The sequence below is a fragment of the Azospirillum tabaci genome, from assembly GCF_014596085.1.
GTDB classification, from domain to species: domain Bacteria; phylum Pseudomonadota; class Alphaproteobacteria; order Azospirillales; family Azospirillaceae; genus Azospirillum; species Azospirillum tabaci.
The window spans coordinates 69,180-91,690 of record NZ_JACCJY010000018.1 but is presented as its reverse complement, the minus strand read 5'-3'; the positions used below and the strand labels follow the sequence as shown (position 1 = coordinate 91,690).

Here is a 22,511-nt window from a genome sequence, read left to right as displayed (position 1 = left end):
GGACCCGTCACTGGTTGGTGGGCGCGCCGCAGCGCTGGTAGCACATGCGCAGCGAATGCTGGCAGTTGTCGGTCGGCGAGAAGATGCCGCCGCGGTCCGGGCGGTCGAGCCCGCTCTGCGTGCGCGCGGCCACCGAGTCCATGCAGGAGTTGTTGCTGCGCTCGCACTGGGCGCGGCAGGAGTCGTCGCTGCCGACTCCGCCGTCGAGACGGAGCGATGGGTCCTCGACCCCACGGGCCGGGCGCGGAGTGGCCGGTGCCCCCGTGGTTGTCGTGGTGGAGGCCGCCGGAGCACCGCCCACGGCGGCGCCGGATGAACGCCCCGGCGCGTCCGCGCAGGCGGCGAGCGCAACCAGAGCGAGGGCCAGCACCGGCCCCAGAATGAGTTTCGGACGGAACATCTCGGCTTTGACTCCCATTGTTCTTGCGTGACCCCGGACGTTGGCGGATGGTCCCCCGCATGGACCATGCCGCGGGCTCGGCGCCCACTATGCCGGGAACGCAAGCGATAAGGGAATGCCTCAAATGAGTCCCAACACCCCCGGCCCGTCTCCGCGCCGCCGGACATCGACCACCATCTTTGTGGCGTTGCTGATTGGCGGCCTGCTGCTGCTCGTCGTGCGCATGCTCGCCATGCCGACCGTCAGCGCCGGAGAGATCGTCCTGCCCCTGCTGGCCGGCATCGCCATGGCGCTGGCCATCGGCGTGATGGTCATGCGCGACCGCCGCGAGCGCAACGCCCTGCCCCCGTCGGAGCGCAACCGCCAGGACCGCGGGATGCCGGATTGATCTTGGCCGGATGAATGCGGGTGACGCGCGGGGCAAGCCCCGCGCCGCTCACACGAATTTGAAGCTGAGCAGTCCGCCGATGATGATGACCAGCAGAACGGTCGTCACCAGCATCAGCCGCTTCTCGATGATGTCGCGCACCTGCGGCCCGTAGAAGTGCAGCAGGATCGCGATCATGTAGAATCGCGAGAAGCGCGCGACGATCGAGCACAGGATGAACACCGTCAGGTCGAGGTGCGCGAATCCTGCGGTGATCGTCAGCAATTTGTAGGGTATGGGCGTGATGCCCTTGAGAATCAGGAACCAGGGGCCGAACTCGGCGAACATGTCCTGGAAGCGCTGGAAGGAATCCTGCGCGTTGTAGAAGTCGATGATGAGCCGTCCGACGCTCTCGAACAGGTAGAACCCGACCGCGTAGCCGAACAGCCCGCCGATCAGCGAGGCCAAGGCGCAGATGTTGGTGTAGCGCCAGAGCTTCTTGGGCTCCGCCAGACACATCGGCACCAGCATGATGTCGGGCGGCAGGGGAAAGAAGGAGCTTTCCGCGAAGGAGACGGCGGACATCCACCAGACGGCGTCCTTGCGGGCGGAGAGCCTCAGAATCCGGTTGTAGAGAGGTTTCAGCATACCGCGCGCGCGGCGCCCTCCCGAAGTGACGGAGCCCGAAAACCGGAAACCCTCCCTCCGGGGGTGAACCCGAAGGGAGGGCCGGTCGGTCACCTATATCGTCGTTCGCAACCCGATGGGCAACGGCGACGACAAGATTTCACGAAAGCTCAACCGAAGGCTCAGCCCTCGGCCTCGACCTCGTCCTTGATCTCCACCGGGCCCGAATCCTGGCCCTTGGCGGCGACGTCGCGGTCGACCAGTTCGATCACGCCCATGGCGGCGGCATCGCCGTAGCGGAAGCCGGCCTTCAGGACGCGGCTGTAGCCGCCCTGGCGGTCCTTGTAGCGGTCGGCCAGAACGGTGAACAGCTTGGTCACCATCGCGTCATCGCGCAGCTGCGCGAAGGCGAGACGGCGGTTGGCGAGGCCACCCTTCTTGCCCAGCGTGATCAGACGCTCGACGATCGGGCGCAGATCCTTGGCCTTCGGCAGGGTGGTCTTGATCTGCTCGTGCTTGATCAGGGCGTTCGCCATGTTCGAGAACATGGCCTTGCGGTGGCTGGTGGTCTTGCTGAACTTACGTCCGGAAACGCCGTGACGCATGACGGTCCTCCTTCATGGCGTGGCCCCCCTCGGGGAGCCGATGGTGAACCCGACCGCCCAGTCGTTGGAGCTGGTACGGCGCGGGGCGGGCCGGTTGGTGGCCCTGGGAACATTCGCCCCCACCCCGGCCCTTCCCTCGCCGAAGGCGGGGGAGGATCAGGGAGGGGGCGATGGATCGTGCGAGACTTAGTACGGCTCTTCCAGACGCTTGGCCAGCTCTTCGATGTTCTCGGGCGGCCAGTTCGGAATTTCCATACCGAGGTGCAGACCCATCTGGGCCAGCACTTCCTTGATCTCGTTCAGCGACTTGCGGCCGAAGTTCGGCGTGCGGAGCATCTCCGCCTCCGTCTTCTGCACCAGATCGCCGATGTAGACGATGTTGTCGTTCTTGAGGCAGTTGGCCGAACGGACCGACAGTTCCAGCTCATCCACCTTGCGGAGCAGGTTCTTGTTGAACGGAACCTCCTCGTGCTTCTCCTCGGCGACCGCGTGGGTCGGCTCCTCGAAGTTGATGAACAGCTGCAGCTGGTCCTGGAGGATACGGGCGGCCAGGGCCACCGCGTCGTCCGGCTTCACGGCGCCGTTGGTCTCGACGACCATCGACAGGCGGTCATAGTCGGTGACCTGCCCGACGCGGGCGTTGTCGACCTTGTAGGAGATCTTGCGGACCGGCGAGAACAGCGCGTCGACCGGGATCAGGCCGATCGGGGCGTCTTCCGGACGGTTCTGGCTGGCCGGGACGTAGCCCTTGCCGGTCTCGACCGTCAGTTCCATGTTCAGGCGGGCGCCGTTGTCCAGCGTGCAGATCACGAGGTCCGGGTCCATCACCTGGATGTCCGCGCCGGTCTCGATCATGCCGGCCTTCACCTCGCCGGGGCCTTCGGCGCGCAGGCGCATGCGCTTCGGGCCGTCACCGCCCATGCGCAGACCCATCGACTTGATGTTGAGGACGATGTCGGTCACGTCCTCGCGCACGCCGGGGATCGACGAGAACTCGTGCAGCACGCCGTCGATGTGGATCGCCGTGACGGCCGCACCCTGCAGCGAGGAGAGCAGCACGCGGCGCAGCGCGTTGCCGAGCGTCAGACCGAAGCCACGCTCCAGCGGCTCGGCCACGACGGTCGCCACGCGGTCGGCGTCGTCACCGGGCTGGATGTCCAGCTTGTTCGGCTTGATCAGTTCCTGCCAGTTCTTCTGAAGAGCCACGGTATTACCTCATGCCATCGGAGTGGACACACGTCCGCGGGGACCGGCCGTTCCCATCCGATGGCGCCGCGATGGCTGCGGCGCCTGTCCCGGAACGGCGGATCCCCGCGGGTGCGGAGTAGCGATGCTTCTTAGACGCGACGCTTCTTCGGCGGACGGACGCCGTTGTGCGGAATCGGCGTGACGTCGCGGATCGAGGTGATCTGGAAGCCGATCGACTGCAGAGCGCGCAGCGCCGACTCACGGCCCGAACCCGGACCCTTCACCTCGACCTCGAGGGTCTTCATGCCGTGCTCCTGGGCCTTGCGGCCCGCGTCCTCGGCGGCGACCTGGGCGGCGTAGGGGGTCGACTTGCGCGAACCCTTGAAGCCCATCGTGCCCGACGACGACCAGGCGATGGTGTTGCCCTGCGCGTCGGTGATGGTGATCATCGTGTTGTTGAAGGAGGCGTTCACGTGAGCGACGCCGGCGGTGATGTTCTTGCGCTCGCGACGACGAAGACGCTGCGAAGCGGCTGAGGGCTTGGCCATGGTCCGTGCGTCCTCTTACTTCTTCTTGCCGGCGATCGGCTTGGCCGGACCCTTGCGGGTGCGGGCGTTCGTGTGGGTGCGCTGGCCGCGGACCGGCAGGCCCTTGCGGTGACGCAGGCCACGGTAGCAGGCCATGTCCATCAGACGCTTGATGTTCATCGCGACCGAACGGCGCAGGTCGCCCTCGACGCGGTAGTCGGCGTCGATGGTCTCGCGGATCTTGAGGATCTCGTCGTCCGTGAGCTGGTTCACACGGCGCTCCGCCGGGATCTCCAGCTTCGTGCAGATTTCCTTGGCCTTGAAGGGGCCGATGCCATGAATGTAGGTCAACGCGATCTCCACGCGCTTCTGCGCGGGGATGTTGACGCCAGCGATACGCGCCACGCCTGCTCTCCTCGATATCTCAACGGCAGCCCTCATGGGCCGCCTACACACCGATTGATCCCCGATCCGGACGCCGAGGCCCGAAAGCCAAACGGCAAAACGCGGATACGGGACGCACAATGTCTCCCGCCGGGCCGGTTGGGCCGCGGGAGGGTGCGACTATAGAAAAAGCCGGAAATCTGTCAAGGCCGTTCTGCGGCGTTACCGTGCTTTTCCCGGCGCCCGACCATTGTGGGGAGGCGGACCGCGGTTGACAAGCCGGATGGCAGAACTTGAGATGAACCCGCTCGCCCCGAACGGCACACCTCAGAAGGCAGACCCATGACCCGCAAAGGCATCCCCTTCCGGCGCTTCCGCCTGACCAAGATCGTCGCCACGCTGGGGCCGGCCACCGCGACGCCGGAAATGATCCGCGCGCTGTTCGAGGCGGGCGTGGACGTCTTCCGCCTGAACTTCAGCCACGGCACGCACGAGGACCACGGCCAGCGCCTCGCCACGCTGCGCGCCTTGGAGACGGAACTCGACCATCCCATTGCGGTGATGGCCGACCTTCAGGGGCCGAAGCTCCGGCTGGGCACCTTCGCCGACGGCCCCCTCACCGTCGAGCCGGGCCACCGCATCCGCCTCGACCTCTCCACCGAGCCGGGCGACGCGACCCGGGTCGGCCTGCCCCACCCGGAAATTTTCGCGGCTCTGGAGCCGGAGGCGGAGCTGCTGGTGGACGACGGCAAGGTCCGCCTGCGCGTCGTCGATTGCAGTCCCGACCACGCCGATTGCGTCGTGCTGTCCGGCAGCCGCCTGTCCGACCGCAAGGGCGTGAACGTTCCGGGCGTCGTCCTGCCGCTGTCGCCGCTGACCCCGAAGGATCACGAGGATCTGGCCTTCGCGCTCGACCAGGGGGTGGACTGGGTGGCGCTGTCCTTCGTGCAGCGCCCCGAGGACGTGGCCGACGCGCGCAAGCTGATCGCCGGGCGCGCCGCCCTGCTGTCGAAGATGGAGAAGCCGCAGGCCATCCAGCATCTGGAGCGCATCGTCGAGCTGTCGGACGGTGTGATGGTCGCCCGCGGCGACCTCGGCGTGGAGATGCCGGCGGAGGACGTGCCGAGCATCCAGAAACGGATCATCCGCGAATCGCGCAAGGCCGGAAAGCCGGTGATCGTCGCCACCCAGATGCTGGAATCGATGATCGGCGCCCCCGCCCCCACCCGCGCCGAGGCGTCGGACGTGGCGACCGCGGTCTATGACGGGGCGGACGCGGTGATGCTGTCGGCGGAAACCGCGGCGGGCACCTACCCCATCGAGGCGGTGTCGATGATGGACCGCATCGCCCGCCGGGTCGAGCAGGACCCGCTCTACCGCACCATCACCGACGCCCAGCATCCCGACCCGCAGCAGACCTCGACGGACGCCGTCACCGCGGCGGCGCGGCAGGTCGCCCACACCATCCAGGCCGCGGCCATCGTCACCTACACCACCAGCGGCTCCACCACGCTCCGCGCCGCCCGCGAGCGGCCGGAGGTGCCGATCATGTGCCTGACCTCCAGCCTGGAAACGGCGCGGCGGCTCCAGCTCGCCTACGGGGTGCACAGCGTGCATTCCGCCGACGTGGCCGACTTCAACGAGATGGTCCAGAAGGCCGCCCGCTGCGCCTACGAGGATGGGCTGGCGGTGGAGGGGCAGCGGCTGGTCATCACCGCCGGCGTGCCCTTCGGCACTCCCGGCAACACCAACATCCTGCGCATCGCCTGGGTGGACGCTCAGTGAGGCTCCGCTGCGCCGTCATGCCGGCGCACGCTCCATCGGCGCGACGCGGGGAAAGCGCAGGGTGAACGCCGTGCCGCGGCCCGGCGCGCTGTCGAGCGCGATGCGGCCCCTCAGCTTGCGGGTGGCGATGTTGTAGACGATGTTCAGCCCCAGCCCGCTGCCCCCCGCGCTGCGGCTGGTGGTGAAGAAGGGCTCGAACACCTTGCCGTGCAGGTCTGGCGGAATGCCCCGCCCGTCGTCGGCGTAGACCAGTTCCACCTCGTCGGCGCCCACCGCGCGCACGGCGACGCGCAGCGTTCCGTGCTGCCCGGGCGCGTAACCGTGGATGATCGAGTTCATGACGAGGTTGGTCAGCACTTGGCTGAGCGCACCCGGATAGCCGTCGATCAGCAGGTCCGCCGGGCAATCCACCTCCACGCCGTGGGCTGCCCGCTTGATGCGGACGCCCAGGCTGCGCAGGACCTCGTCGATGTAATCGCGCAGATCGAAGACGCGGCGCTCCTCGCTCGCCTGATCGACGGCGATCTGCTTGAAGCTCTGGATGAGCTGGGCGGCACGGTCGATGTTCAGCAACATCAGGTGCGCCGCCTCCCCCGCCATCTCGAGGAAGTCGGCGAAATCGGGCCGGCGCAGCGTTCCCGCCTCGAAATCCCGCCGGATGAGGCGTGTCCGCTCCGCCACCAGCGAGGCGCCGGTCAGGGCGATGCCGATGGGGGTGTTGATCTCGTGCGCCACCCCTGCCACCAGGGACCCCAGCGCCGCCATCTTCTCCGACTGGATCAGGTGGGCCTGAGCCTCCTTCAGATCGCGCAGGGCGCGCTCGGCCTCATCCCGCGCGGCGTGGGCACGCTCCTCGGCGCGGACCCGTTCCGACACGTCGGTGTGCGAGCCGACGAGGCGGAACAGCTCGCCGTCCGGACCGAGCACGCGGATGGCACGGGTCAGCATATGGACCACGGCCCCGCTCTTGTGGCGGAAGCGCTGGATGAACTGGCACTCGTTCGTCACCCCGTTCACGAGGTCGCGGGCCATCTGCACCGACACGTCGCGGTCCTCGGGCAGGATCAACTCGGTCCAGCGGGCGACGGAATTGTCCATCTCGTCCTCGCCATAGCCCAGCATCCCCCACCAATAGGGCGACAGCCACAGCTCCCCCGTGCGCAGATCCCATTGCGAGATTCCCTCCCGCGCGGCGCGGATGGCCAGTTCGAACAGCTCCCGGCTGGCGATGATCTCCCGCTCGGCGTTTCGCCGCTCGGTCACGTCGGTGTAGGTGACGACGAAGCCGCCGTCCGGCAGAGGCCGGGTCAGGCATTCCACGACCTGGCCATCGGAGCGGGTGCACTCCCACGACCGTTCCGCCGCAGCGGGCCGGGCTGGGATCGGCTCCCCAAGGGCCGCGGAAGGGCCGATGTCCAGCGGGAAGGCGGACAGGGTGTCGGAACACACGCTCCCCGGCCCGAAGGCCAGCCCCTCCCCGACCCGCCCGGCGATGGCGGCGTAGGGCGTGTGGTAGCGCAGGAACTCCGGCTCCACCCCCAGAAGCTCCGCGGCGCGCCCATTCCAGGCGACGAGGCGGAGCCCCCGGTCGAAGGCCATGACGCCCTGAACAAGTCCGTTCAGGACCGCCCGGCTCTGGTCCCATTGGGCTTCGAGCGCCTGTTCGGTGCGCTTGCGGGCGGAGATGTCGCTGATGCAGGCGAGCATGGCGTCCTCGCCCCGGAAACGAAACTGCCGGGCGGAGACCATCGCCCAGAGATCGCTGCCGTCGGGCCGGCACAGGCGGGTCTCGAAGCCGTCCACGCCGCCCGCCCCATCGCGCAGGGCGGCGAGCAGCCGCTCCCGCTCCGCCGGATCGGTGTAGTAGGCCTTGGCGAAGCTGCGCCCCACCACATCGTCGAGCGGCACCCCGAACAGCAGGCCGGCTGGCTGGTTGACCGCCACCACCAGACCGTCGGACAGCCGCGTCACCACCATGGGAACGGCGATGGCTTGCGTGATCGCCCGCTCCGCCTCGCTCGCTCGCTCGCCCAGAAGATCCTCCAGGCCGATGAATCCGGTCTCCTCCGGCGGGACCGGCAGAGCGCCGCCTTCGCCGGTGAGCGTCAGCACCAGCTCGCCGTTCTCGCCTTCCGCCGGGATCAGCGTCGGACGCCCGCCATCCGCCGCGGCCGGGAGCGTCACCGGCAGCCCGGCGCGCAGCCGCTCCGCCGCCCGGGCACCGGCCTCACGCAACGGACCCGCCGCCAGAAGGGAATCGAGGCTGTCCCCCGGAGAACCGCCCAGCGACGCCAGGAATGCGGCGTTGGCCCAGATCAGGCGCCCGTCGGCATCGAAGCGGGCAAGGCCGGCAGCGGCCATCCGCGAACACTCCCTATTCATTCCTCGGCGGCGCCCGCTGGACGAGACTTGCTGGACGAGACTTGCTGGACGAGACTTGGCCGGGCGCCCTCAGGCCCGTATGCCCTGAGTTCATCCGCTGCGAATTCATACAAAATGAATCTACACCAGTTTATCGCAGCTGCACCATGGCGCCTCCCGCATTCCTGTATGCACACCCATGTTCTAGCCTCCGCCATCCCCTGGCCCGGAAGGACCGACCGCCGTATGTCCGAGTTTGCCGCCTATGGCGGGCTGTTCCTGACCGCGTTCCTCGCCGCGACCATCTTCCCGGCCCAATCGGAAATCCTGCTGGTCGGCATGCACGCCACCGGCAACTACGACCATCTGGCGCTTCTGCTGTTCGCCACCGTGGGCAATGTGCTGGGATCGGTGGTCAACTGGGCGCTCGGGCGCTACCTGATGCACTTCCAGGACCGCCGCTGGTTCCCGGTTCCGGCCGCCATGGTGGCGCGGGCCACCGGCTGGTATCAGCGCTTCGGGGTCTGGTCGCTGCTGCTGGCCTGGATGCCCTTCATCGGCGACCCGCTGACGCTGGTGGCCGGCATCCTGCGGGTGGACCTCCGGCTGTTCCTAATTCTGGTCACGGCGGGCAAGGCCGCCCGCTACGCGGTGCTGGTCCTGGCCGTGTGAGCGTCCTACATTCACCTCATGGATGAGCAGACCGCCCTTCCGGAGGACGCCCCCGTCTGCGCCTCCCCCCTGCGGCGCCGGCTGTGGCTGGCGCTGGGCTACGCCGCGGTTGGGCTGGGCATCGCGGGAACGGTGCTGCCGCTCCTGCCGACCACGCCGTTCCTGCTGCTGGCCGCCGGGGCCTTCGCCAAGAGCAGCCCGGCCCTGCGCGACCGGCTGTACCGCGACCCGCGTTTCGGCCCGCTGCTGAGCGGCTGGCAGGCCGAAGGGGCGATCCCCCGCAAGGCGAAGGCGGCGGCGCTGGTCGGGATGAGCGTGAGCTGGGCGATCGTGGCGCTGACCGCCAGCCGCCCACTGGTTCCCATCCTGGCCGGCACCTGCATGGCGGCGGTGGCCGTCTACATCGTCACCCGCCCCTCCCCATCCACCCCGGCGCCGGAGGGCGCGGCGTCCGACGGCGCGACGGCGGTGGAGGATGGCGGAAACGTTTCCGCATTGCGAAACGAAGCTTGAGCCGATCCGCCGATGGACGTATTACAGCCCGTAATCCCGGCCGGTCACCAGCGCCGCTGAAAAATCCTTACAATCTCCAGGGATTTTTCAAATCCGTTCTCGTCTTGATCCCGATCAAGAGGCGCTCGGGTCCTGTCCGCTATTGTCCGGTCTTGCGTCCCTATCCGGAGCCCAGGCAGACGATATGCCAGACGGAAGCGCTGTCACGCCGGCGAAAATCCAGTTCTTCGAAAGCCAGAAGAAGATCCATCCGAAGGCCGTCTCCGGGCGCTACCGGCGCTGGAAGACCATCCTGACCTGGGTGCTTCTGGCGGTCTTCTTCATCGCACCCTGGATTCGCTGGGAACGCGGCCCCGACGCGCCGGCCCAGGCGGTGCTGCTCGACCTGACGACGCCGCGCTTCTTCATCTTCTGGATCGAGATCTGGCCGCAGGAGATCTACTACCTCACCGGCGTGCTGATCGTGGCGGCGCTGGGGCTGTTCCTGGCGACGGCATTGGCCGGGCGCGTGTGGTGCGGCTTCACCTGCCCGCAGACGGTGTGGACCGACCTGTTCGTCTGGATCGAACGCGCCTTCGAGGGCGACCGGGCGGAGCGCATCCGCCTGGACAAGGCCCCCTGGACCGCGAGGAAGGTCCTGCGCAAGACCGGCAAGCACGCCGGCTGGCTGGCCCTTTCGGTGGTCACCGGCTTCGGCTTCGTCGCCTTCTTCACCGACGCGCCGCGGCTGGCCGTCGATCTCCTGACCTTCAACGCGTCCTACGAGGCGGCGGGCTTCTTCGCTCTGTTCGCGGGCATGACCTACGTCATGGCCGGCTGGACGCGCGAGCAGATGTGCTACTACATGTGCCCCTGGCCGCGCATCCAGACCGCGATGCTGGACGAGCACAGCCTCGTCGTCACCTACGACACGCTGCGCGGCGACACCCGCGGCCCGAAGCGCAAGTCGCAGAGCTGGGACGAGCGCCGGACCAAGGGCTTCGGCGACTGCATCGACTGCGGCCAGTGCGTGCAGGTCTGCCCGGTCGGCGTCGACATCCGCACCGGCGAGCAGGCGGACTGCATCAATTGCGGCCTGTGCGCCGACGCCTGCGACAACATCATGGTGTCGCAGGACCTGCCGAAGGGCCTGATCCGCTTCGACAGCCTGGCCGCCCAGGACACCCGCGCCCAGGGCAAGACCTACCAGTGGCGGCTGATCCGCCCGCGCACCATCGTCTACGGCCTGCTGATGCTGGTGATCACCGGCGCCATGGCCTGGAGCTACGCCCTGCGCCCGCGGCTGGACATCGCCGTGCAGCGCGACCGCGCGCCGCTGTTCGTCACCCTGCAGGACGGCACCATCCGCAACGCCTACACCTTCAAGGTCTCCAACAAGACCCGGCAGGACCGCTCCTACACGCTGGCCGCCGGCGGCATCGCGGGCGCCGAGGTGAAGGTCGTGGGCGAGAGCGACGCGGACAGCGGCAGCGCGGTCAGCCACATCTCCGCCTCCCCGGACAGCGTGGCGACCTACCGCGTCTACGTCACGGCGCCGCGGGAGTCCGTGCCGGACGCCTCCACCCCGGTCACCTTCCAGCTGACCGACACCAACAACGGCGACCGGGACAGCTACAAGAGCGTGTTCCTGGCGCCGGGCAGCAAGTAAACCTGCCGGATACCCCATAAGGACCGCCGCCCATGACCTCCGCAAAGCCCGCCCGCATCGGCATCGTCACCGTGTCCGACCGGGCCAGCCAGGGCATCTACGAGGACAAGGGCGGCCCGGCCATCCGGGAGGAGCTGACGCGCATCGTCGCCTCCCCCTGGGAGCCGGTGGCCCGCGTCATCCCCGACGACCGCGAGGGCATCGCCGCCACCCTGATCGAACTGGCTGACCGGGAGCGTTGCGACCTGATCGTCACCACCGGCGGCACCGGCCCCGCCCCGCGCGACGTGACTCCGGAGGCGACGGAGCAGGTCTGCGAGAAGATGATGCCCGGCTTCGGCGAGCTGATGCGGACGGTCAGCCTGACCGTGGTGCCGACCGCCATCCTGTCGCGCCAGACCGCGGGAATCCGCGGCGGCAGCCTGATCCTGAACCTTCCGGGCAAGCCGTCGGCCATTCACGACTGCCTGATGGCGGTCTTCCCGGCAATTCCGTACTGCCTCGATCTGATCGGCGCGGCGCGCATTGACACTGACCCATTGGTCTGCAAGGCGTTCCGCCCGAAGTCCTGAGCTTTTGCCTATACCCTTTTTGCGCGTGCGGAGAGGGATACCATCCGCATGGCCATGTTGCCTTGCGGGAACCCGTGCTCACCTTTTTCGTTCGAGGGGAGCGGGGTCCCCGATCAAGGTGAGCCAGCCATGCTGTTCGATTTCGAGCCTTCGGGCATCAACGACACCTATCTGCGCCTGACCCGGCGCGGTGTTTCCTGCATCGTCGCTCCGGCCGGGGCGTGGAACGGGTTGCTTCGGGTCAACTACATCGTCGCCGGGTCGCCCGGCGGCGCCGATCCGCACATGATCTACCGCTGCCTGGACATCGGGTGGGACGATGGGCGCTTCTGCTGGAAGGGCCGCGCCGCACCGGTCATGACCACCTCGGCCATGGTGGACATCCTGCTGGAACGCGGGCTCGTCACCAACGGCGAGGCCGAGCGCCTGCTCTTCGGCATCAACAGCCCGGCGTCGGGCGGTTCGTCGGACGATACGCTGATCGCCCGCGCCATGCTTCTGGGCTGCACCTTCTCGCCCATCTATGAAGACGCTCCGTTGAGCGGCGGCCCGCCGCGCGTGGCCGGTTTCGCCCTGCGCACCCTGGCCGATCCCGGTGCCTTCGTTCTGACCGCCCGCGACGGGCTTCCCGTGCTGGACGCGCCCGCCCGCGACGCGCTGAAGCGCCTGATGACCGAGAACGGCATCACGATCTGACGGCGGATTTTCTCCGACGCGACGCATTCTGTTTGACGGCTTGTTTGACGGCCTGTTTGACGGCGGTCAAAGAAGGGTGACCGCCCCCGGCGCAGTGTGACGGCATGATCGATGCCTCAAACGCGCGGGGAACGCCATGACCAGTTCCGTTGCCGACCAGCCGGACCGCCCTCCGGTCCCCCTGATCTTCGCCTATGGGTTCCGGCCCTTCTTCCTGCTGTCCGGCCTTGCCGCACCCGTTCTGCTGGCGGCCTGGATCGCCGTGCTGGCGACCGGGTCCTGGCCGGACGGCGCCGTCCCGGCGGCCTCCTGGCACGCGCACGAGATGCTGTTCGCCTTCGTGGTCGCCGCCGTGGCCGGCTTCCTGCTGACCGCGGTGCCGAGCTGGACGGGCACCAAGGCCCTGTCCGGCCTGCCGCTGGCCGGCCTAACCGGGCTGTGGCTTGCCGGCCGGGTGGCGCTGCTGCCCTTCGTCGGCGTGCCGCTGCCGGTTGCGGCCATCCTCGACCTCGCCTTCCTGCCGGCGCTTGGCATCGCGCTGGCCGGGCCGCTGGTGGCGGCGGGCAAGATCCGCAACACCGCCTTCCTCGCCCTGCTGGGCCTGCTGACCGCCGCCAACCTGCTGTTCCATCTGGACTGGCTGGGCGTGCTGTCCGGCGGCACCGCGCTGGGAGAGACGCTGGCCATCGGCGTCGTTCTGATGATGGTCGCGGTGATCGGTGGGCGCATCGTCCCGGCCTTCACCCGCAACGCCCTGCGGCTGCGCGGGCTGGACGGCACCGTCGTCTCCCGCCCCTGGGTGGAGAAGGTGACTCTCGCCGCGACCCTGCTGATGATCCCCGCCGACCTCGCTCTGCCGGGCGCCGCCATCGCCGGCCTGTTGGCGCTCGCCGCGGCGCTGGCCCACGCCCTGCGGCTGGCCGGTTGGCAGCCGGCGAAGACGCTCGACCAGCCGATCCTGTGGGTGCTGCATCTCGGCTACGCCTGGGTGCCGGCGGCGCTGGCGCTGAAGGCCGCGCATCTGCTGGGGGCGGGCGTGGACAGCTCCGCCTGGGTCCATGCGCTGACGGCCGGGGCCTTCGCCACCATGATCCTGGCGGTGATGACGCGGGCCTCGCTCGGCCACACCGGGCGGATGCTGGTGGTGACCCGCCCGACCGTGGCCGCCTACATCCTGCTGACCGCAGCCGCGCTGCTGCGGGTGCTGGCGCCCGAGCTGCCGGGCGGCCTCTACTGGCCCGCCCTGGAGGGTGCCGGTGCCGCCTGGATCGCGGCCTTCGCCTGCTACCTGTATGTCTACGCGCCCATCCTGCTCGCCCCGCGGGCCGACGGCCGCCCCGGCTGAGATCGACCGGGCTGAAAGAGGCCCATGGCGCGCGGGCTGCGTCTCCCGATGAGGCTGGCGGCGAAGCGGCGCTGGAGGTCTTCCGGATCACGGAAGATCTCCGCGCAGCCGGCTTTGCGCAAGTCCTGCTCCGCGAAGCCGCCGCACAGCACGCCCACCACGGTCAGTCCGGCCCGGCCCGCGGCTTTGGCGTCCCAGGGGCTGTCGCCGACCACCACCGCCTCGTCCGCCGGCAAGCCCAGCCTCTCCAACGCCGCCTCGAAGATGTCCGGGTGGGGTTTCGACCGCTCCGCGTCGTCGGATGAGGTTTCCACATCCACCAAGTCCTCGATCTCCGCCGCGCGCTTGTAACGCTCCAGCTCGTCCCCCTTGGCAGAGGAAGCGAGCGCGATGCGCAGCCCCTCGGCGTGAAGGTGCTGGAACAGGCCGCGCACCCGGCGGAAGCCGCGGACCTTCGGCATGTACTTGCGGGCGAACAGCTCATGTCGGAAATGGTCCAGCTCGTCCTCCACGCGAGCCAAGTCCTTCTCCGGCACGAAGACCGGCATCAGCTGGTCGCCGCCCTTGCCGATCTGGGAGCGCACCGCGTCGAACTCCGCGTGGTAGCCAAAATGCCGAATCGCCTCCACCCAGGCGTGGGCGTGCAGATCCACCGAGTCGACCAATGTGCCGTCCACGTCGAAAATGACGGCCTTCAGAACGCCGCTCATCGCCGCCTCCTCACCATGCTTCGCGCCGTGTCTTTGGGGGTATTCCTTCTCGAACAGGCGGCGCGGCACGGCGTTCCTTGGCGCGGTGTGCGGTGCGATAGAATTTGTCACATGGACCCGTCATAGCTGTGATCCGTTCACTCTTTACACAGGCTGGGAAGAACGGACATGCCCAAGACGTTGAAGAGCTACGCCGCCCTCATCGGTCGCGCCCGCCACGCCGTGCAGCGCTTCAGCCGCCGTCGCGCCCGCCGCGTGCCGATGGAGCATCTCGACCTCGGCCTGTTCCAGAGCGACATCCGGCTGTAGTGCCCCCTTGCGGACGGCGCATCACCCCAACCGAAGGCCTCCTTTCACACCGCTGATCGCGCTCCGCCATAGGACTCGTCCTCCGTCCTAGGCGGGCAAGCTGAATGTTTCCGCCGGAACCGGCGCGTTATCGTCGCGCGGTCCATCCAGCGGAGCCTCAGCCCCCATGACCGCAAGTTTCGTGTCCGCCAGCTTCGAGGAACAGTATTTCTCCGGCGCCGCCCTTTACGGCGACGACTTCGACGCGGCCCGGATCGCCGGCTGGTACGGGGTCGAGGCGCGGGACCCGGCGGAGGAATTCGCGCGCACGGCGCCCGATCGGCCCGGCTACCGCTACGAATACCACGCGCTGAACCACCGTCACGCTTTCCGCTTCCTGGGCGGACGACGCTTCCGGCAGGCGCTGGCGTTCGGCTGCGCCGCGGGGGACGACGTGGCGCCGATCGCCGGGCAGGTGGACCGCTTCCTGGCCGTGGAGCCCATCGAGCGCTTCTGGAGGACCGACATCGCCGGCACGCCGGCCGAGTACCGCCGCCCCACGCTGGGCGGGCGCATCGACTGCGCGGACGGGGCGAACGACCTGACCGTCTGCCTGCACACGCTGCACCACATCCCCAACGCCGGCGCCCTGCTGGCGGAGTTCGCCCGCGTCACCGCGCCCGGCGGGCTGTTCATCCTGCGCGAGCCGATCAGCACCATGGGCGACTGGCGCCGGCCCCGCCGCGGCCTGACCGCGAACGAGCGCGGCTTCCCCATACAATGGTTGGAGGAGCGCTTCGCCCGGCTGGGCTTCACGGTGCGGCAGCGCCGCTTCTGCTCCTTCCCGCTGACCGAACGGCTGGGGCCGCTGCTCGGCGTCTCCCTGCCCTACGGCAACCCGCTGCTGGTGCGGCTGGACGAAGCGGCCTGCGCGCTGACGCGGTGGAACATCGCCTACCACCGCGACTCGCTGCGCAAGAAATTCGCCCCCGGCGCCGCCTATTACGTGCTGGAGCGCGACGCCGCTAAGACGACGCCAGCGCGTCCGTAAAGGTCGCCGCGTCGACGTTGCCGCCGCTCAGCACCACCGCGACCGTGCGCCCAGCCGCCGGCAGCTTGCCCGTCAGCACGGCGGCCAGCCCGACGGCTCCGCCCGGCTCCACCACCAGCTTCAGCACGGTGAAGGCGTAGGCCATGGCGGCCTTCACCTCCGCGTCGGTGACGGCGAGGCTGCCGGACAGCAGGGTCTTCATCACCGGGAAGGTCAGAGCGCCCGGCGTCGGGGTCAGCAGCGCGTCGCAGATGGAGCGTTGCCCGGCGGCGTTCTCCACCCGCTCTCCCGCGGCCAGCGAGCGCGCCACATCGTCGAAGCCCGCCGGCTCCGCCGCCCACAGTCGGGCGTCGGGAAAGCTGTGGCGCACCGCCGTGGCGACTCCGGACATAAGCCCGCCGCCGCTGCACGGCGCGATCACGTCGTCGGGAACCGCGCCGATGGCCTGCGCCTGCGCCACGATCTCCAGCCCGACCGTGCCCTGCCCGGCCATGATCTGCGGATCGTCGTAAGGTGGCACGGTGGCCGCACCCCGCTCCTCCGCGATGGCCTTGGCGATGCCTTCGCGGCTCTCGGTCCAGCGGTCGTACAGCACCACCTCGGCGCCGTAGCCGCGGGTGTTGGCGATCTTCAGGGCCGGGGCGTCGCTGGGCATGACGATGACCGCGGGCATGCCGAGCAGCGCCGCCGCCGCCGCGACGCCCTGGGCGTGGTTGCCCGACGACCAGGCGACCACCCCGCCCCGGCGCTCCTCCGGCGTCAGTTGGGACAGGCGGTTGAAGGCGCCGCGGAATTTGAAAGAGCCGCTGCGCTGAAGAACCTCCGGCTTCAGCAGCACGCGCCCGCCGACCCGCTCGTTCAGCAGGGCGTTTTCCAACAGCGGCGTGCGCACGGCGAAGCCGTCCAGCCGCGCCGCGGCCTCCACGACGTCGTGATGGCCGATGGCGAAAGAACTCGAAGCGGGCATGGCTCAGCGGCCTCCGGAGACGTTGAGAAGGGCGCCGGTCACGTAGGACGCAGCGTCGGACAGCAGCCACAGCACGGTCTCGGCGACTTCGTCCGCCGTCCCGGCGCGCCCGGCGGGCGGGATCAAAGCGGGGTTGTCGAGCCGGTTGCCGATGCCGGGGATGATCTGGATGTCGGTGTCGATCAGGCCGGGCCGCACGCAGTTCACGCGGATGCCTTCCTTCGCCACCTCGCGGGCGAGGCCGACGGTCAGGCTGTCCACCGCGCCCTTGCTGGCCGCGTAGCCCACATATTCGTTGGGCGAGCCCAGCACGGCGGCGATGGAGCCGATGTTGACGATCCCCCCGCCCTGTCCGCCATGGCGGGTGGACATGCGGCGCACCGCCTCCCGCGCGCACAGGACGGCGCCGGTCACGTTGATGTCCAGCATGCGGCGCAGGTCGCCCGGCGCGGCCTCGTCGAGCCGCCCGTAGGGACCGATGATACCCGCGTTGTTGACCAGCCCGGCGGTGGGGCCGAAGCGGTCCTCCGCCGCGTCGAACAGGGCGCGGATGTCCTCCTCCCGCGCCGCGTCGCCCCGCACCGCCTGAGCCTGCCCCCCGGCGTCGCGGATGGCCGCCACGGTAGCCTCCGCCGCCGCTTCGTTGCCGATGTAGGAGAAGGTGACGGCGTGGCCGCGCTGCGCCGCCATGCGGGCGACCGCCGCACCGATGCCCCGGCCGCCACCGGTGACGACGAGGGATTTCCGTGTCGATGACATGATTTCTCAGCCCTCCTGGGGGTTGCCGGCCAGCCGGTCGAAAATCCGGACGAGCGCGCCGTCGCCTTCCCGCCCAAGCCCCACCGCGGCGGCCATGGTGAAGAGTTGCAGGGCGGAGGCGGCCAGCGGCGTCGGAACGGTCAGCCGCCGCGCGGCGTCCATCACGCCGCCAAGATCCGTCCCGACGATGCCCAGCGGCCGCTGAGACGGGATGTGAAAGGGACCGGCGGCGAGGATCTCGGCCAGCCGCTGCGGATCGACTCCGGCACGGACACCGAAGGCCGTGGCCTCCGCCACCGCGGCGGCGTGGATGCCGGTCAGCATCTGCTCCACCGCCTTCACGGCGGAGCCCTGCCCGTGCTCCGTGCCGACGCGGTGCAGCGTGCCCGACGCGGCGGCGATCAGGTCGGCGGCCCGCGCGAAGGCGTCCTCGGGGCCGGAGGCCATCACCACCATGCGGCCCTCCGCCGCCCTCACCGGGCCGCCGCCGACCGGCGCGTCCAGCATCAGCAGGTCCCGCTCGGCGAGACGGCGCCCGACCACGGCGGCCATGTCCGGCGGCACGCTGGTGGAGAGGACGATCACGCCGCCCTTCGGCAGGGTGCCGGCCACGCCCTCGGCACCGAACAGCACCTCCTCCGCCTCCTCCGCCGTGGCGACCAGGACGATGACCCGGTCCACCCGGCGCCCGACGTCGGCGGGCGATCCTGCGGCCTCGCCGCCATGGGTGACGAGGCTCATGCATTTGGCGGCGTCGAGGTCGCAGCCGACGACCCGGAAGCCGGCGCGCAGCAGCGACAGCGCCACCCCCATGCCCATGGAGCCGAGCCCGACGACGCCCGCGCTGCGGGCCGGTTCCAACGCGTCGCTCATGATCCCCCCTTGCGGGTTTGCCCGCCTCTCCTCATGGCCCTTGGGCAAGGCCGTTGCGTCGGAGTGTCGGGGGCGCGGCGGGGAGCGTCAAGTGCGGATGGGTCAGGCCCTTATCCGCTTCGGCACGCGCAGCAGCACCCACAGCACCAGCAGATGCGCGCCCGACCAAGCCAGCGCCGCCGCGGGCATCAGCAGGTCCGGCGCCGTGCTGGCTGCGGCGACGCGCAACGCGGCGGAAAGCCCGACCAGAGCGATGGCCGCTGTGGCGGGCCGGGAAAAGTTCGGCGACAGCGCCTCCCTCTGCAAGGTCGCGCGCACCATCATGGAGGCGGCCAGCGTGCCCAGTGCGCCCGCCCCGATCACGTGCCAGCCCGCCCCGCCGGTCAGCGGGGCCAGCCGCTCGACCCCAAGGAACAGCCAGCCGAGCCCGAGCCAGCCATAGCCCAGATGCAGGCTCCACAGGTCCGGACGCCCCAGCACGGCGCCCGTCCGCCAGCGCGCCAGTCGTGCCCAGGCCGTCACCCCCGCCAGCGCGGCGCCCGCCGCCCCGATCCAGGCCAGGGGGCCGGCCGCCCCTCCAACGCCCCCCCCAACGGCAACGGTCAGGGCGGCGAGCACCGCCCCGGCGACTCCCGCCCATTCCAGGCGCGGCTGCACCCGCTCCACCAGCGTCCCGCCCTGCTTGCGGACTTCCCCCGCCGTGGCCGACGGGATGATGCGCCCTCCCATCACCAGCATCAGGATGCCGACGAGATGAAGCGCGAACAGCGCTCCCGTCCGTCCGCCGTCGCCGCCCCACCAGACCAGCGCCTCGGCCAGCGCGAAGGCGCCGATCACCGGACCGAACAGCATGTTGTGGCCGCTCTTGGCGGCGCGCAGGAAGGGCAGGCCGGCCACCACGAAGAGCGCCACCGGATAGGACAGCGCCACCGGTGCCGCGACCTCCGGCGGAAGACCGCCCAGCACCGCCAGCCGTCCGGCCAACCACGCGGCGAAGGCGACGGTCAGCGCCACCCCGGACGGACGAGTGAGCAGGAAGCCGCCGACCACCGCCAGCGCGTAGCCCATCAGCATCTCGTGCGCGTGCAGCGCCGGAGTCCAGCCGATGCCGAGCCAGCCGAAATAGCCGGCCACCCACAGCGGCACGCTGAGCGCCGCATAAAGGGCGGCGGCGGGGAAGAACAGGCGGTGCCCCCAGGGACGCTGAGGAGGAGGCGGAACGAAGGCGCTCATGACCGGTCCCTGCCCTACGCCGCCGCGACGGCCGCCGAGGTTGTCGGGGCGGCGGCTGTTGGGGCAGCCGGGCGCAAATGCTCCTCCCCCCAGGCCTTCAGCGCCAGGATGATCGGCTCCAGGCTCCGCCCGCGCGGCGACAGGCTGTATTCGACGCGCGGCGGCACCTCCGCATAGACGGTGCGGACCAGCAGCCCGTCCGCCTCCAACTCGCGGAGCTGGGTGGTCAGCATGCGCTGGGTGACGTTCGGCACGCGGCGGCGGATTTCGTTGAAGCGCAGCGTGCCGTCCAGCAGGTGGTAGAGGATCAGCCCCTTCCACTTCCCGCCGATGATGGCGAGGACGCCCTCCACCGGGCAGCCCGGCGAGCAGTCCAGGTTGGCGTGGGGGATGCGGGCCATGACGGTATCCTTTTCGACACTATGTGCGTTTCATGTGCATTCTTGCGCCCCGGTGCTGCAAGGCGCAAGTCTGTCGGCAGAGCCCAACACGCCGCAACAAGCACAGGACTTCAGGCCATGCGCGCCGTCGCCTTCACCCAATCCCTGCCCATCGACGCTCCCGACGCCCTGATCGACGTCGAGCGTCCCCGCCCCGAGCCCCAGGGCCGCGACCTGCTGGTCGAGATCAAGGCCGTCTCGGTCAACCCCGTGGACACCAAGGTCCGCCGCAACATGCCGCCGGCGCCGGGCGCCATGAAGGTGCTGGGCTGGGATGCCGCCGGCACGGTGGTCGCCGTTGGTCCGCAGGCCACGCTGTTCAAGCCGGGCGACGCCGTCTTCTACGCGGGGGCCATCGACCGTGACGGCACCAACGCCGAGTTCCATCTGGTGGACGAGCGCATCGTCGGGCCGAAGCCGGCCAGCCTCGACTTCGCCCAGGCCGCCGCTCTGCCGCTGACCAGCATCACCGCGTGGGAAGCCATGTTCGACCGGCTGGACGTGCGGCGCCCGGTGTCGGGGGCGGCCAACGCCATCCTGATCGTCGGCGGGGCCGGCGGCGTCGGTTCCATCGCCATTCAGCTCGCCCGGCAACTGACCGACCTGACGGTCATCGCCACCGCCTCCCGCGAGGAGACGCAGGCCTGGTGCCGCGACCTGGGCGCCCATCACGTCATCGACCACCGCAAGCCGCTGGCCGCTCAGGTGGAGGCTTTGGGCATCGGCGCCCCGGCCTTCGTCTTCTCGACCAACGACACCGGCGCCCATCTCCCGGAGATCGCCGCCCTCATCGCCCCGCAGGGCCGCGTCGCTCTGATCGACGATCCGGCGGGGCTGGACGTCATGGTGCTGAAGCGCAAGAGCGTGTCGCTGCACTGGGAGTTCATGTTCACCCGGCCGGTGTTCGGCACGGCCGACATCGAGGCCCAGCACGCCCTGCTCAGCGAAGTGTCGCGCCTCGTCGACGCCGGCACGGTCCGCACGACGCTGACCGAGACGTTCGGCACCATCAACGCCGCCAACTTGACGCGCGCCCACGCCCTGCTCGAAAGCGGGCGGGCCAAGGGCAAGATCGTGCTGGCCGGCTTCTGATCCGCGCCTTGCCTTTTCGGTGGGGGACGGTCAGTCTCCCGCCGAAAAAGCGCGGAACGGAGGAGCGGGGATGGCCGGGGTGAAGTGGGGCGGATGCCGAACGCGGTCCGGCAGGACCGCCGCGTCTTGGGGGGCGCCATGACCCGCCTGCGCATCCGCATCGACTTCGACACCGGCGGCTCCGTCGGGCCGGGCAAGATCATGCTGTTGGAGCGGATCCGGGAAACCGGCTCCATCTCCGCTGCGGCGCGGACGCTGGACATGTCCTACCGCCGCGCTTGGCTGCTGGTCGACGACCTCAACCGCATCTTCGCCGAACCGGTGGTTTCCGCCGCGGTGGGCGGCAAGCATGGCGGCGGGACCGCGCTGACCGCTTTCGGCGAACGGGTGATCGAGCATTACCGGGCGGTGGAGCGCGACGCCTTCGCCGCCGCCACCCCCCGGCTGGAGGCGCTGGAGGGGATGCTCAACGCCGGGTACGGCGCGGGAAGCGACCCGGCGGACGACGGCAGCTTTTCCGGCGACCCGGGGCTGAAGCCCGGCTGCAAGCCAGCCTGACGGCTCTTCCGGAACGACGAGAGGGCCGGACGGCGAGAGGGGTTGGGGCGGCGGGGGAGCCGTGGTATGGGAAGGCGGATTTTCCACCGCCCTTCCCTGCACCGTTCACGCCAAGGATTTCCGCCATGCGCCCGGTCAAGATCGCCCCGTCCATCCTCTCCGCCGATTTCGCCCGGCTGGGCGAGGAAGTGCGCGCCGTCGATGCGGCGGGCGCCGACTACATCCACATCGACGTGATGGACGGCCATTTCGTCCCGAACATCACCATCGGCCCGGCGGTGGTGAAGGCACTGCGCCCGCACACGGCGAAACCCTTCGACGTGCATCTGATGATCTCCCCGGTGGACCCCTACATCGCCGCCTTCGCCGAGGCCGGCGCCGACATCATCACCGTCCATCCGGAAGCCGGCGCGCACGTCCACCGCACCATCCAGCTCATCAAGTCGCTGGGCAAGAAGGCCGGCCTGTCGCTGAACCCGGCGACCCCGCTGGAGGCCGTGGACTATCTGCTGGAAGACCTCGATCTGGTTCTGGTCATGACCGTCAACCCCGGCTTCGGCGGGCAGAGCTTCATCTCCAGCCAGCTTCCCAAGATCCATGAGCTGCGCCGCCGCATCGACGCGCTGGGCAAGCCCATCGACCTCCAGGTGGACGGCGGGATCAACGGCGACACCGCCCGCATCGCCCTCGAGGCGGGGGCCGACGTGCTGGTCGCCGGAACCGCCACCTTCACCGGCGGGCCGGACCGCTACGCCGCCAACATCCGGGCCCTGCGGAGCTGATTTCCTCCCCTAACCCTCTCCCTCCCGGCCATGCTCCAGGTGGGTTTATCCGCAAGGGGGTCCTCCTT

General features: G+C 69.6%; 26 protein-coding genes. 13 read left to right on the top strand and 13 right to left on the bottom strand.

Going from position 1 to position 22,511, the window contains the following annotated elements; all coding sequences use genetic code 11:
- Positions 1-7: 7 nt before the first annotated feature.
- Positions 8-400, bottom strand: coding sequence for a hypothetical protein (locus tag H0B54_RS17065; protein WP_143271916.1), 393 nt, complete (start codon positions 398-400; stop codon positions 8-10).
- Positions 401-524: 124 nt separating this feature from the next.
- On the opposite strand from H0B54_RS17065, the gene H0B54_RS17060 reads away from it, so the two are divergent.
- Complete coding sequence (locus tag H0B54_RS17060) at positions 525-788, top strand: hypothetical protein (protein WP_188261312.1); 264 nt, start codon at positions 525-527, stop codon at positions 786-788.
- A gap of 48 nt (positions 789-836) precedes the next feature.
- Here the strand turns inward: H0B54_RS17060 and H0B54_RS17055 are convergent, their stop codons facing one another.
- The 5 genes from H0B54_RS17055 to rpsM form a co-directional block, all read right to left on the bottom strand.
- Positions 837-1,415: a YqaA family protein gene (locus tag H0B54_RS17055; RefSeq protein ID WP_094304319.1), complete on the bottom strand. Its 579-nt coding sequence runs from the start codon at positions 1,413-1,415 to the stop codon at positions 837-839.
- A 161-nt stretch (positions 1,416-1,576) separates the two neighbouring features.
- Entirely contained in the window at positions 1,577-1,999 is a 423-nt protein-coding gene (gene rplQ / locus H0B54_RS17050) for a 50S ribosomal protein L17 (protein WP_094304321.1), read from the bottom strand.
- A 186-nt stretch (positions 2,000-2,185) separates the two neighbouring features.
- Positions 2,186-3,205 carry a DNA-directed RNA polymerase subunit alpha gene (locus H0B54_RS17045; protein WP_094304322.1) on the bottom strand — a complete coding sequence of 340 codons (1,020 nt, stop codon included), beginning with the start codon at positions 3,203-3,205 and terminating at the stop codon, positions 2,186-2,188.
- A gap of 131 nt (positions 3,206-3,336) precedes the next feature.
- Positions 3,337-3,735, bottom strand: a complete 399-nt coding sequence (rpsK, locus tag H0B54_RS17040) for a 30S ribosomal protein S11 (RefSeq protein WP_012974490.1) — start codon at positions 3,733-3,735, stop codon at positions 3,337-3,339.
- Between the two features lie 15 nt (positions 3,736-3,750).
- Entirely contained in the window at positions 3,751-4,119 is a 369-nt protein-coding gene (gene rpsM, locus H0B54_RS17035; RefSeq protein WP_014240054.1) for a 30S ribosomal protein S13, read from the bottom strand.
- Between the two features lie 321 nt (positions 4,120-4,440).
- Between rpsM and pyk the strand changes: the two genes are divergently transcribed.
- The gene (gene pyk / locus H0B54_RS17030; protein ID WP_094304324.1) at positions 4,441-5,883 is read left to right on the top strand and encodes a pyruvate kinase; all 1,443 of its coding nucleotides are present in this window, start codon (positions 4,441-4,443) and stop codon (positions 5,881-5,883) included.
- 15 nt (positions 5,884-5,898) lie between these two features.
- On the opposite strand, the gene H0B54_RS17025 is transcribed toward pyk, so the two are convergent.
- Positions 5,899-8,244 (bottom strand): PAS domain-containing sensor histidine kinase, encoded by a 2,346-nt coding sequence (locus H0B54_RS17025; protein WP_188261311.1) that lies wholly within the window; start codon positions 8,242-8,244, stop codon positions 5,899-5,901.
- A gap of 246 nt (positions 8,245-8,490) precedes the next feature.
- On the opposite strand from H0B54_RS17025, the gene H0B54_RS17020 reads away from it, so the two are divergent.
- The 6 genes from H0B54_RS17020 to H0B54_RS16995 all read left to right on the top strand — a co-directional run bounded on the left by H0B54_RS17020 (position 8,491) and on the right by H0B54_RS16995 (position 13,690).
- Positions 8,491-8,916, top strand: a complete 426-nt coding sequence (locus H0B54_RS17020; RefSeq protein WP_094304327.1) for a YqaA family protein — start codon at positions 8,491-8,493, stop codon at positions 8,914-8,916.
- 18 nt (positions 8,917-8,934) lie between these two features.
- Positions 8,935-9,429 (top strand): YbaN family protein, encoded by a 495-nt coding sequence (locus H0B54_RS17015; RefSeq protein WP_188261310.1) that lies wholly within the window; start codon positions 8,935-8,937, stop codon positions 9,427-9,429.
- 184 nt (positions 9,430-9,613) lie between these two features.
- Positions 9,614-11,077 (top strand): cytochrome c oxidase accessory protein CcoG, encoded by a 1,464-nt coding sequence (ccoG, locus tag H0B54_RS17010; RefSeq protein WP_188261309.1) that lies wholly within the window; start codon positions 9,614-9,616, stop codon positions 11,075-11,077.
- A 32-nt stretch (positions 11,078-11,109) separates the two neighbouring features.
- Entirely contained in the window at positions 11,110-11,649 is a 540-nt protein-coding gene (gene mog / locus H0B54_RS17005) for a molybdopterin adenylyltransferase (protein ID WP_188261308.1), read from the top strand.
- 129 nt (positions 11,650-11,778) lie between these two features.
- On the top strand, positions 11,779-12,345 hold the full coding sequence (locus H0B54_RS17000) for a hypothetical protein (RefSeq protein WP_188261307.1): 567 nt from the start codon (positions 11,779-11,781) through the stop codon (positions 12,343-12,345).
- A gap of 136 nt (positions 12,346-12,481) precedes the next feature.
- On the top strand, positions 12,482-13,690 hold the full coding sequence (locus H0B54_RS16995; protein WP_188261306.1) for an NnrS family protein: 1,209 nt from the start codon (positions 12,482-12,484) through the stop codon (positions 13,688-13,690).
- Here H0B54_RS16995 and H0B54_RS16990 read toward each other — a convergent pair.
- The gene (locus H0B54_RS16990) at positions 13,642-14,400 is read right to left on the bottom strand and encodes an HAD family hydrolase (RefSeq protein ID WP_188261305.1); all 759 of its coding nucleotides are present in this window, start codon (positions 14,398-14,400) and stop codon (positions 13,642-13,644) included. The genes H0B54_RS16995 and H0B54_RS16990 overlap by 49 nt on opposite strands.
- 168 nt (positions 14,401-14,568) lie before the next feature.
- On the opposite strand from H0B54_RS16990, the gene H0B54_RS16985 reads away from it, so the two are divergent.
- Together H0B54_RS16985 and H0B54_RS16980 are read left to right on the top strand one after the other, a co-directional pair.
- Positions 14,569-14,709, top strand: a complete 141-nt coding sequence (locus H0B54_RS16985) for a hypothetical protein (RefSeq protein WP_160174807.1) — start codon at positions 14,569-14,571, stop codon at positions 14,707-14,709.
- A 166-nt stretch (positions 14,710-14,875) separates the two neighbouring features.
- Entirely contained in the window at positions 14,876-15,739 is an 864-nt protein-coding gene (locus tag H0B54_RS16980; protein ID WP_188261304.1) for a class I SAM-dependent methyltransferase, read from the top strand.
- On the opposite strand, the gene H0B54_RS16975 is transcribed toward H0B54_RS16980, so the two are convergent.
- The 5 genes from H0B54_RS16975 to H0B54_RS16955 all read right to left on the bottom strand — a co-directional run bounded on the left by H0B54_RS16975 (position 15,714) and on the right by H0B54_RS16955 (position 19,972).
- A complete protein-coding gene (locus H0B54_RS16975; RefSeq protein ID WP_188261303.1) occupies positions 15,714-16,706 on the bottom strand; it encodes a threonine ammonia-lyase in 993 nt (330 codons plus the stop codon). The genes H0B54_RS16980 and H0B54_RS16975 overlap by 26 nt on opposite strands.
- Before the next feature lie 3 nt (positions 16,707-16,709).
- Positions 16,710-17,465 (bottom strand): SDR family oxidoreductase, encoded by a 756-nt coding sequence (locus H0B54_RS16970; RefSeq protein WP_188261302.1) that lies wholly within the window; start codon positions 17,463-17,465, stop codon positions 16,710-16,712.
- Positions 17,466-17,471: 6 nt separating this feature from the next.
- Positions 17,472-18,338: an NAD(P)-dependent oxidoreductase gene (locus H0B54_RS16965; protein ID WP_188261301.1), complete on the bottom strand. Its 867-nt coding sequence runs from the start codon at positions 18,336-18,338 to the stop codon at positions 17,472-17,474.
- 102 nt (positions 18,339-18,440) lie between these two features.
- Positions 18,441-19,571 (bottom strand): NnrS family protein, encoded by a 1,131-nt coding sequence (locus tag H0B54_RS16960; RefSeq protein WP_188261300.1) that lies wholly within the window; start codon positions 19,569-19,571, stop codon positions 18,441-18,443.
- 14 nt (positions 19,572-19,585) lie between these two features.
- Positions 19,586-19,972, bottom strand: coding sequence for a winged helix-turn-helix transcriptional regulator (locus H0B54_RS16955; RefSeq protein WP_188261299.1), 387 nt, complete (start codon positions 19,970-19,972; stop codon positions 19,586-19,588).
- 117 nt (positions 19,973-20,089) lie between these two features.
- Here H0B54_RS16955 and H0B54_RS16950 point away from each other — a divergent pair, with 117 nt between their 5' ends.
- The 3 genes from H0B54_RS16950 (at position 20,090) to rpe (ending at position 22,443) form a co-directional block, all read left to right on the top strand.
- A complete protein-coding gene (locus tag H0B54_RS16950) occupies positions 20,090-21,103 on the top strand; it encodes a zinc-binding alcohol dehydrogenase family protein (RefSeq protein WP_188261298.1) in 1,014 nt (337 codons plus the stop codon).
- A gap of 93 nt (positions 21,104-21,196) precedes the next feature.
- Positions 21,197-21,661: a winged helix-turn-helix domain-containing protein gene (locus H0B54_RS16945; protein WP_425490047.1), complete on the top strand. Its 465-nt coding sequence runs from the start codon at positions 21,197-21,199 to the stop codon at positions 21,659-21,661.
- 125 nt (positions 21,662-21,786) lie between these two features.
- Positions 21,787-22,443 carry a ribulose-phosphate 3-epimerase gene (gene rpe, locus H0B54_RS16940; protein ID WP_188261297.1) on the top strand — a complete coding sequence of 219 codons (657 nt, stop codon included), beginning with the start codon at positions 21,787-21,789 and terminating at the stop codon, positions 22,441-22,443.
- Positions 22,444-22,511 lie beyond the last annotated feature (68 nt).

What these genes read in the sequence shown, in the direction of transcription:
- H0B54_RS17065 (WP_143271916.1), bottom strand. Translation starts at nt 400, where the DNA reads ATGTTCCGTCCGAAACTCATTCTGGGGCCGGTGCTGGCCCTCGCTCTG.
- H0B54_RS17060 (WP_188261312.1), top strand. Translation starts at nt 525, where the DNA reads ATGAGTCCCAACACCCCCGGCCCGTCTCCGCGCCGCCGGACATCGACC.
- H0B54_RS17055 (WP_094304319.1), bottom strand. Translation starts at nt 1,415, where the DNA reads ATGCTGAAACCTCTCTACAACCGGATTCTGAGGCTCTCCGCCCGCAAG.
- rplQ (WP_094304321.1), bottom strand. Translation starts at nt 1,999, where the DNA reads ATGCGTCACGGCGTTTCCGGACGTAAGTTCAGCAAGACCACCAGCCAC.
- rpsK (WP_012974490.1), bottom strand. Translation starts at nt 3,735, where the DNA reads ATGGCCAAGCCCTCAGCCGCTTCGCAGCGTCTTCGTCGTCGCGAGCGC.
- pyk (WP_094304324.1), top strand. Translation starts at nt 4,441, where the DNA reads ATGACCCGCAAAGGCATCCCCTTCCGGCGCTTCCGCCTGACCAAGATC.
- H0B54_RS17025 (WP_188261311.1), bottom strand. Translation starts at nt 8,244, where the DNA reads ATGGCCGCTGCCGGCCTTGCCCGCTTCGATGCCGACGGGCGCCTGATC.
- H0B54_RS17020 (WP_094304327.1), top strand. Translation starts at nt 8,491, where the DNA reads ATGTCCGAGTTTGCCGCCTATGGCGGGCTGTTCCTGACCGCGTTCCTC.
- H0B54_RS17015 (WP_188261310.1), top strand. Translation starts at nt 8,935, where the DNA reads ATGGATGAGCAGACCGCCCTTCCGGAGGACGCCCCCGTCTGCGCCTCC.
- ccoG (WP_188261309.1), top strand. Translation starts at nt 9,614, where the DNA reads ATGCCAGACGGAAGCGCTGTCACGCCGGCGAAAATCCAGTTCTTCGAA.
- mog (WP_188261308.1), top strand. Translation starts at nt 11,110, where the DNA reads ATGACCTCCGCAAAGCCCGCCCGCATCGGCATCGTCACCGTGTCCGAC.
- H0B54_RS17000 (WP_188261307.1), top strand. Translation starts at nt 11,779, where the DNA reads ATGCTGTTCGATTTCGAGCCTTCGGGCATCAACGACACCTATCTGCGC.
- H0B54_RS16995 (WP_188261306.1), top strand. Translation starts at nt 12,482, where the DNA reads ATGACCAGTTCCGTTGCCGACCAGCCGGACCGCCCTCCGGTCCCCCTG.
- H0B54_RS16990 (WP_188261305.1), bottom strand. Translation starts at nt 14,400, where the DNA reads ATGAGCGGCGTTCTGAAGGCCGTCATTTTCGACGTGGACGGCACATTG.
- H0B54_RS16985 (WP_160174807.1), top strand. Translation starts at nt 14,569, where the DNA reads ATGCCCAAGACGTTGAAGAGCTACGCCGCCCTCATCGGTCGCGCCCGC.
- H0B54_RS16980 (WP_188261304.1), top strand. Translation starts at nt 14,876, where the DNA reads ATGACCGCAAGTTTCGTGTCCGCCAGCTTCGAGGAACAGTATTTCTCC.
- H0B54_RS16975 (WP_188261303.1), bottom strand. Translation starts at nt 16,706, where the DNA reads ATGCCCGCTTCGAGTTCTTTCGCCATCGGCCATCACGACGTCGTGGAG.
- H0B54_RS16970 (WP_188261302.1), bottom strand. Translation starts at nt 17,465, where the DNA reads ATGTCATCGACACGGAAATCCCTCGTCGTCACCGGTGGCGGCCGGGGC.
- H0B54_RS16965 (WP_188261301.1), bottom strand. Translation starts at nt 18,338, where the DNA reads ATGAGCGACGCGTTGGAACCGGCCCGCAGCGCGGGCGTCGTCGGGCTC.
- H0B54_RS16960 (WP_188261300.1), bottom strand. Translation starts at nt 19,571, where the DNA reads ATGAGCGCCTTCGTTCCGCCTCCTCCTCAGCGTCCCTGGGGGCACCGC.
- H0B54_RS16955 (WP_188261299.1), bottom strand. Translation starts at nt 19,972, where the DNA reads ATGGCCCGCATCCCCCACGCCAACCTGGACTGCTCGCCGGGCTGCCCG.
- H0B54_RS16950 (WP_188261298.1), top strand. Translation starts at nt 20,090, where the DNA reads ATGCGCGCCGTCGCCTTCACCCAATCCCTGCCCATCGACGCTCCCGAC.
- H0B54_RS16945 (WP_425490047.1), top strand. Translation starts at nt 21,197, where the DNA reads ATGCCGAACGCGGTCCGGCAGGACCGCCGCGTCTTGGGGGGCGCCATG.
- rpe (WP_188261297.1), top strand. Translation starts at nt 21,787, where the DNA reads ATGCGCCCGGTCAAGATCGCCCCGTCCATCCTCTCCGCCGATTTCGCC.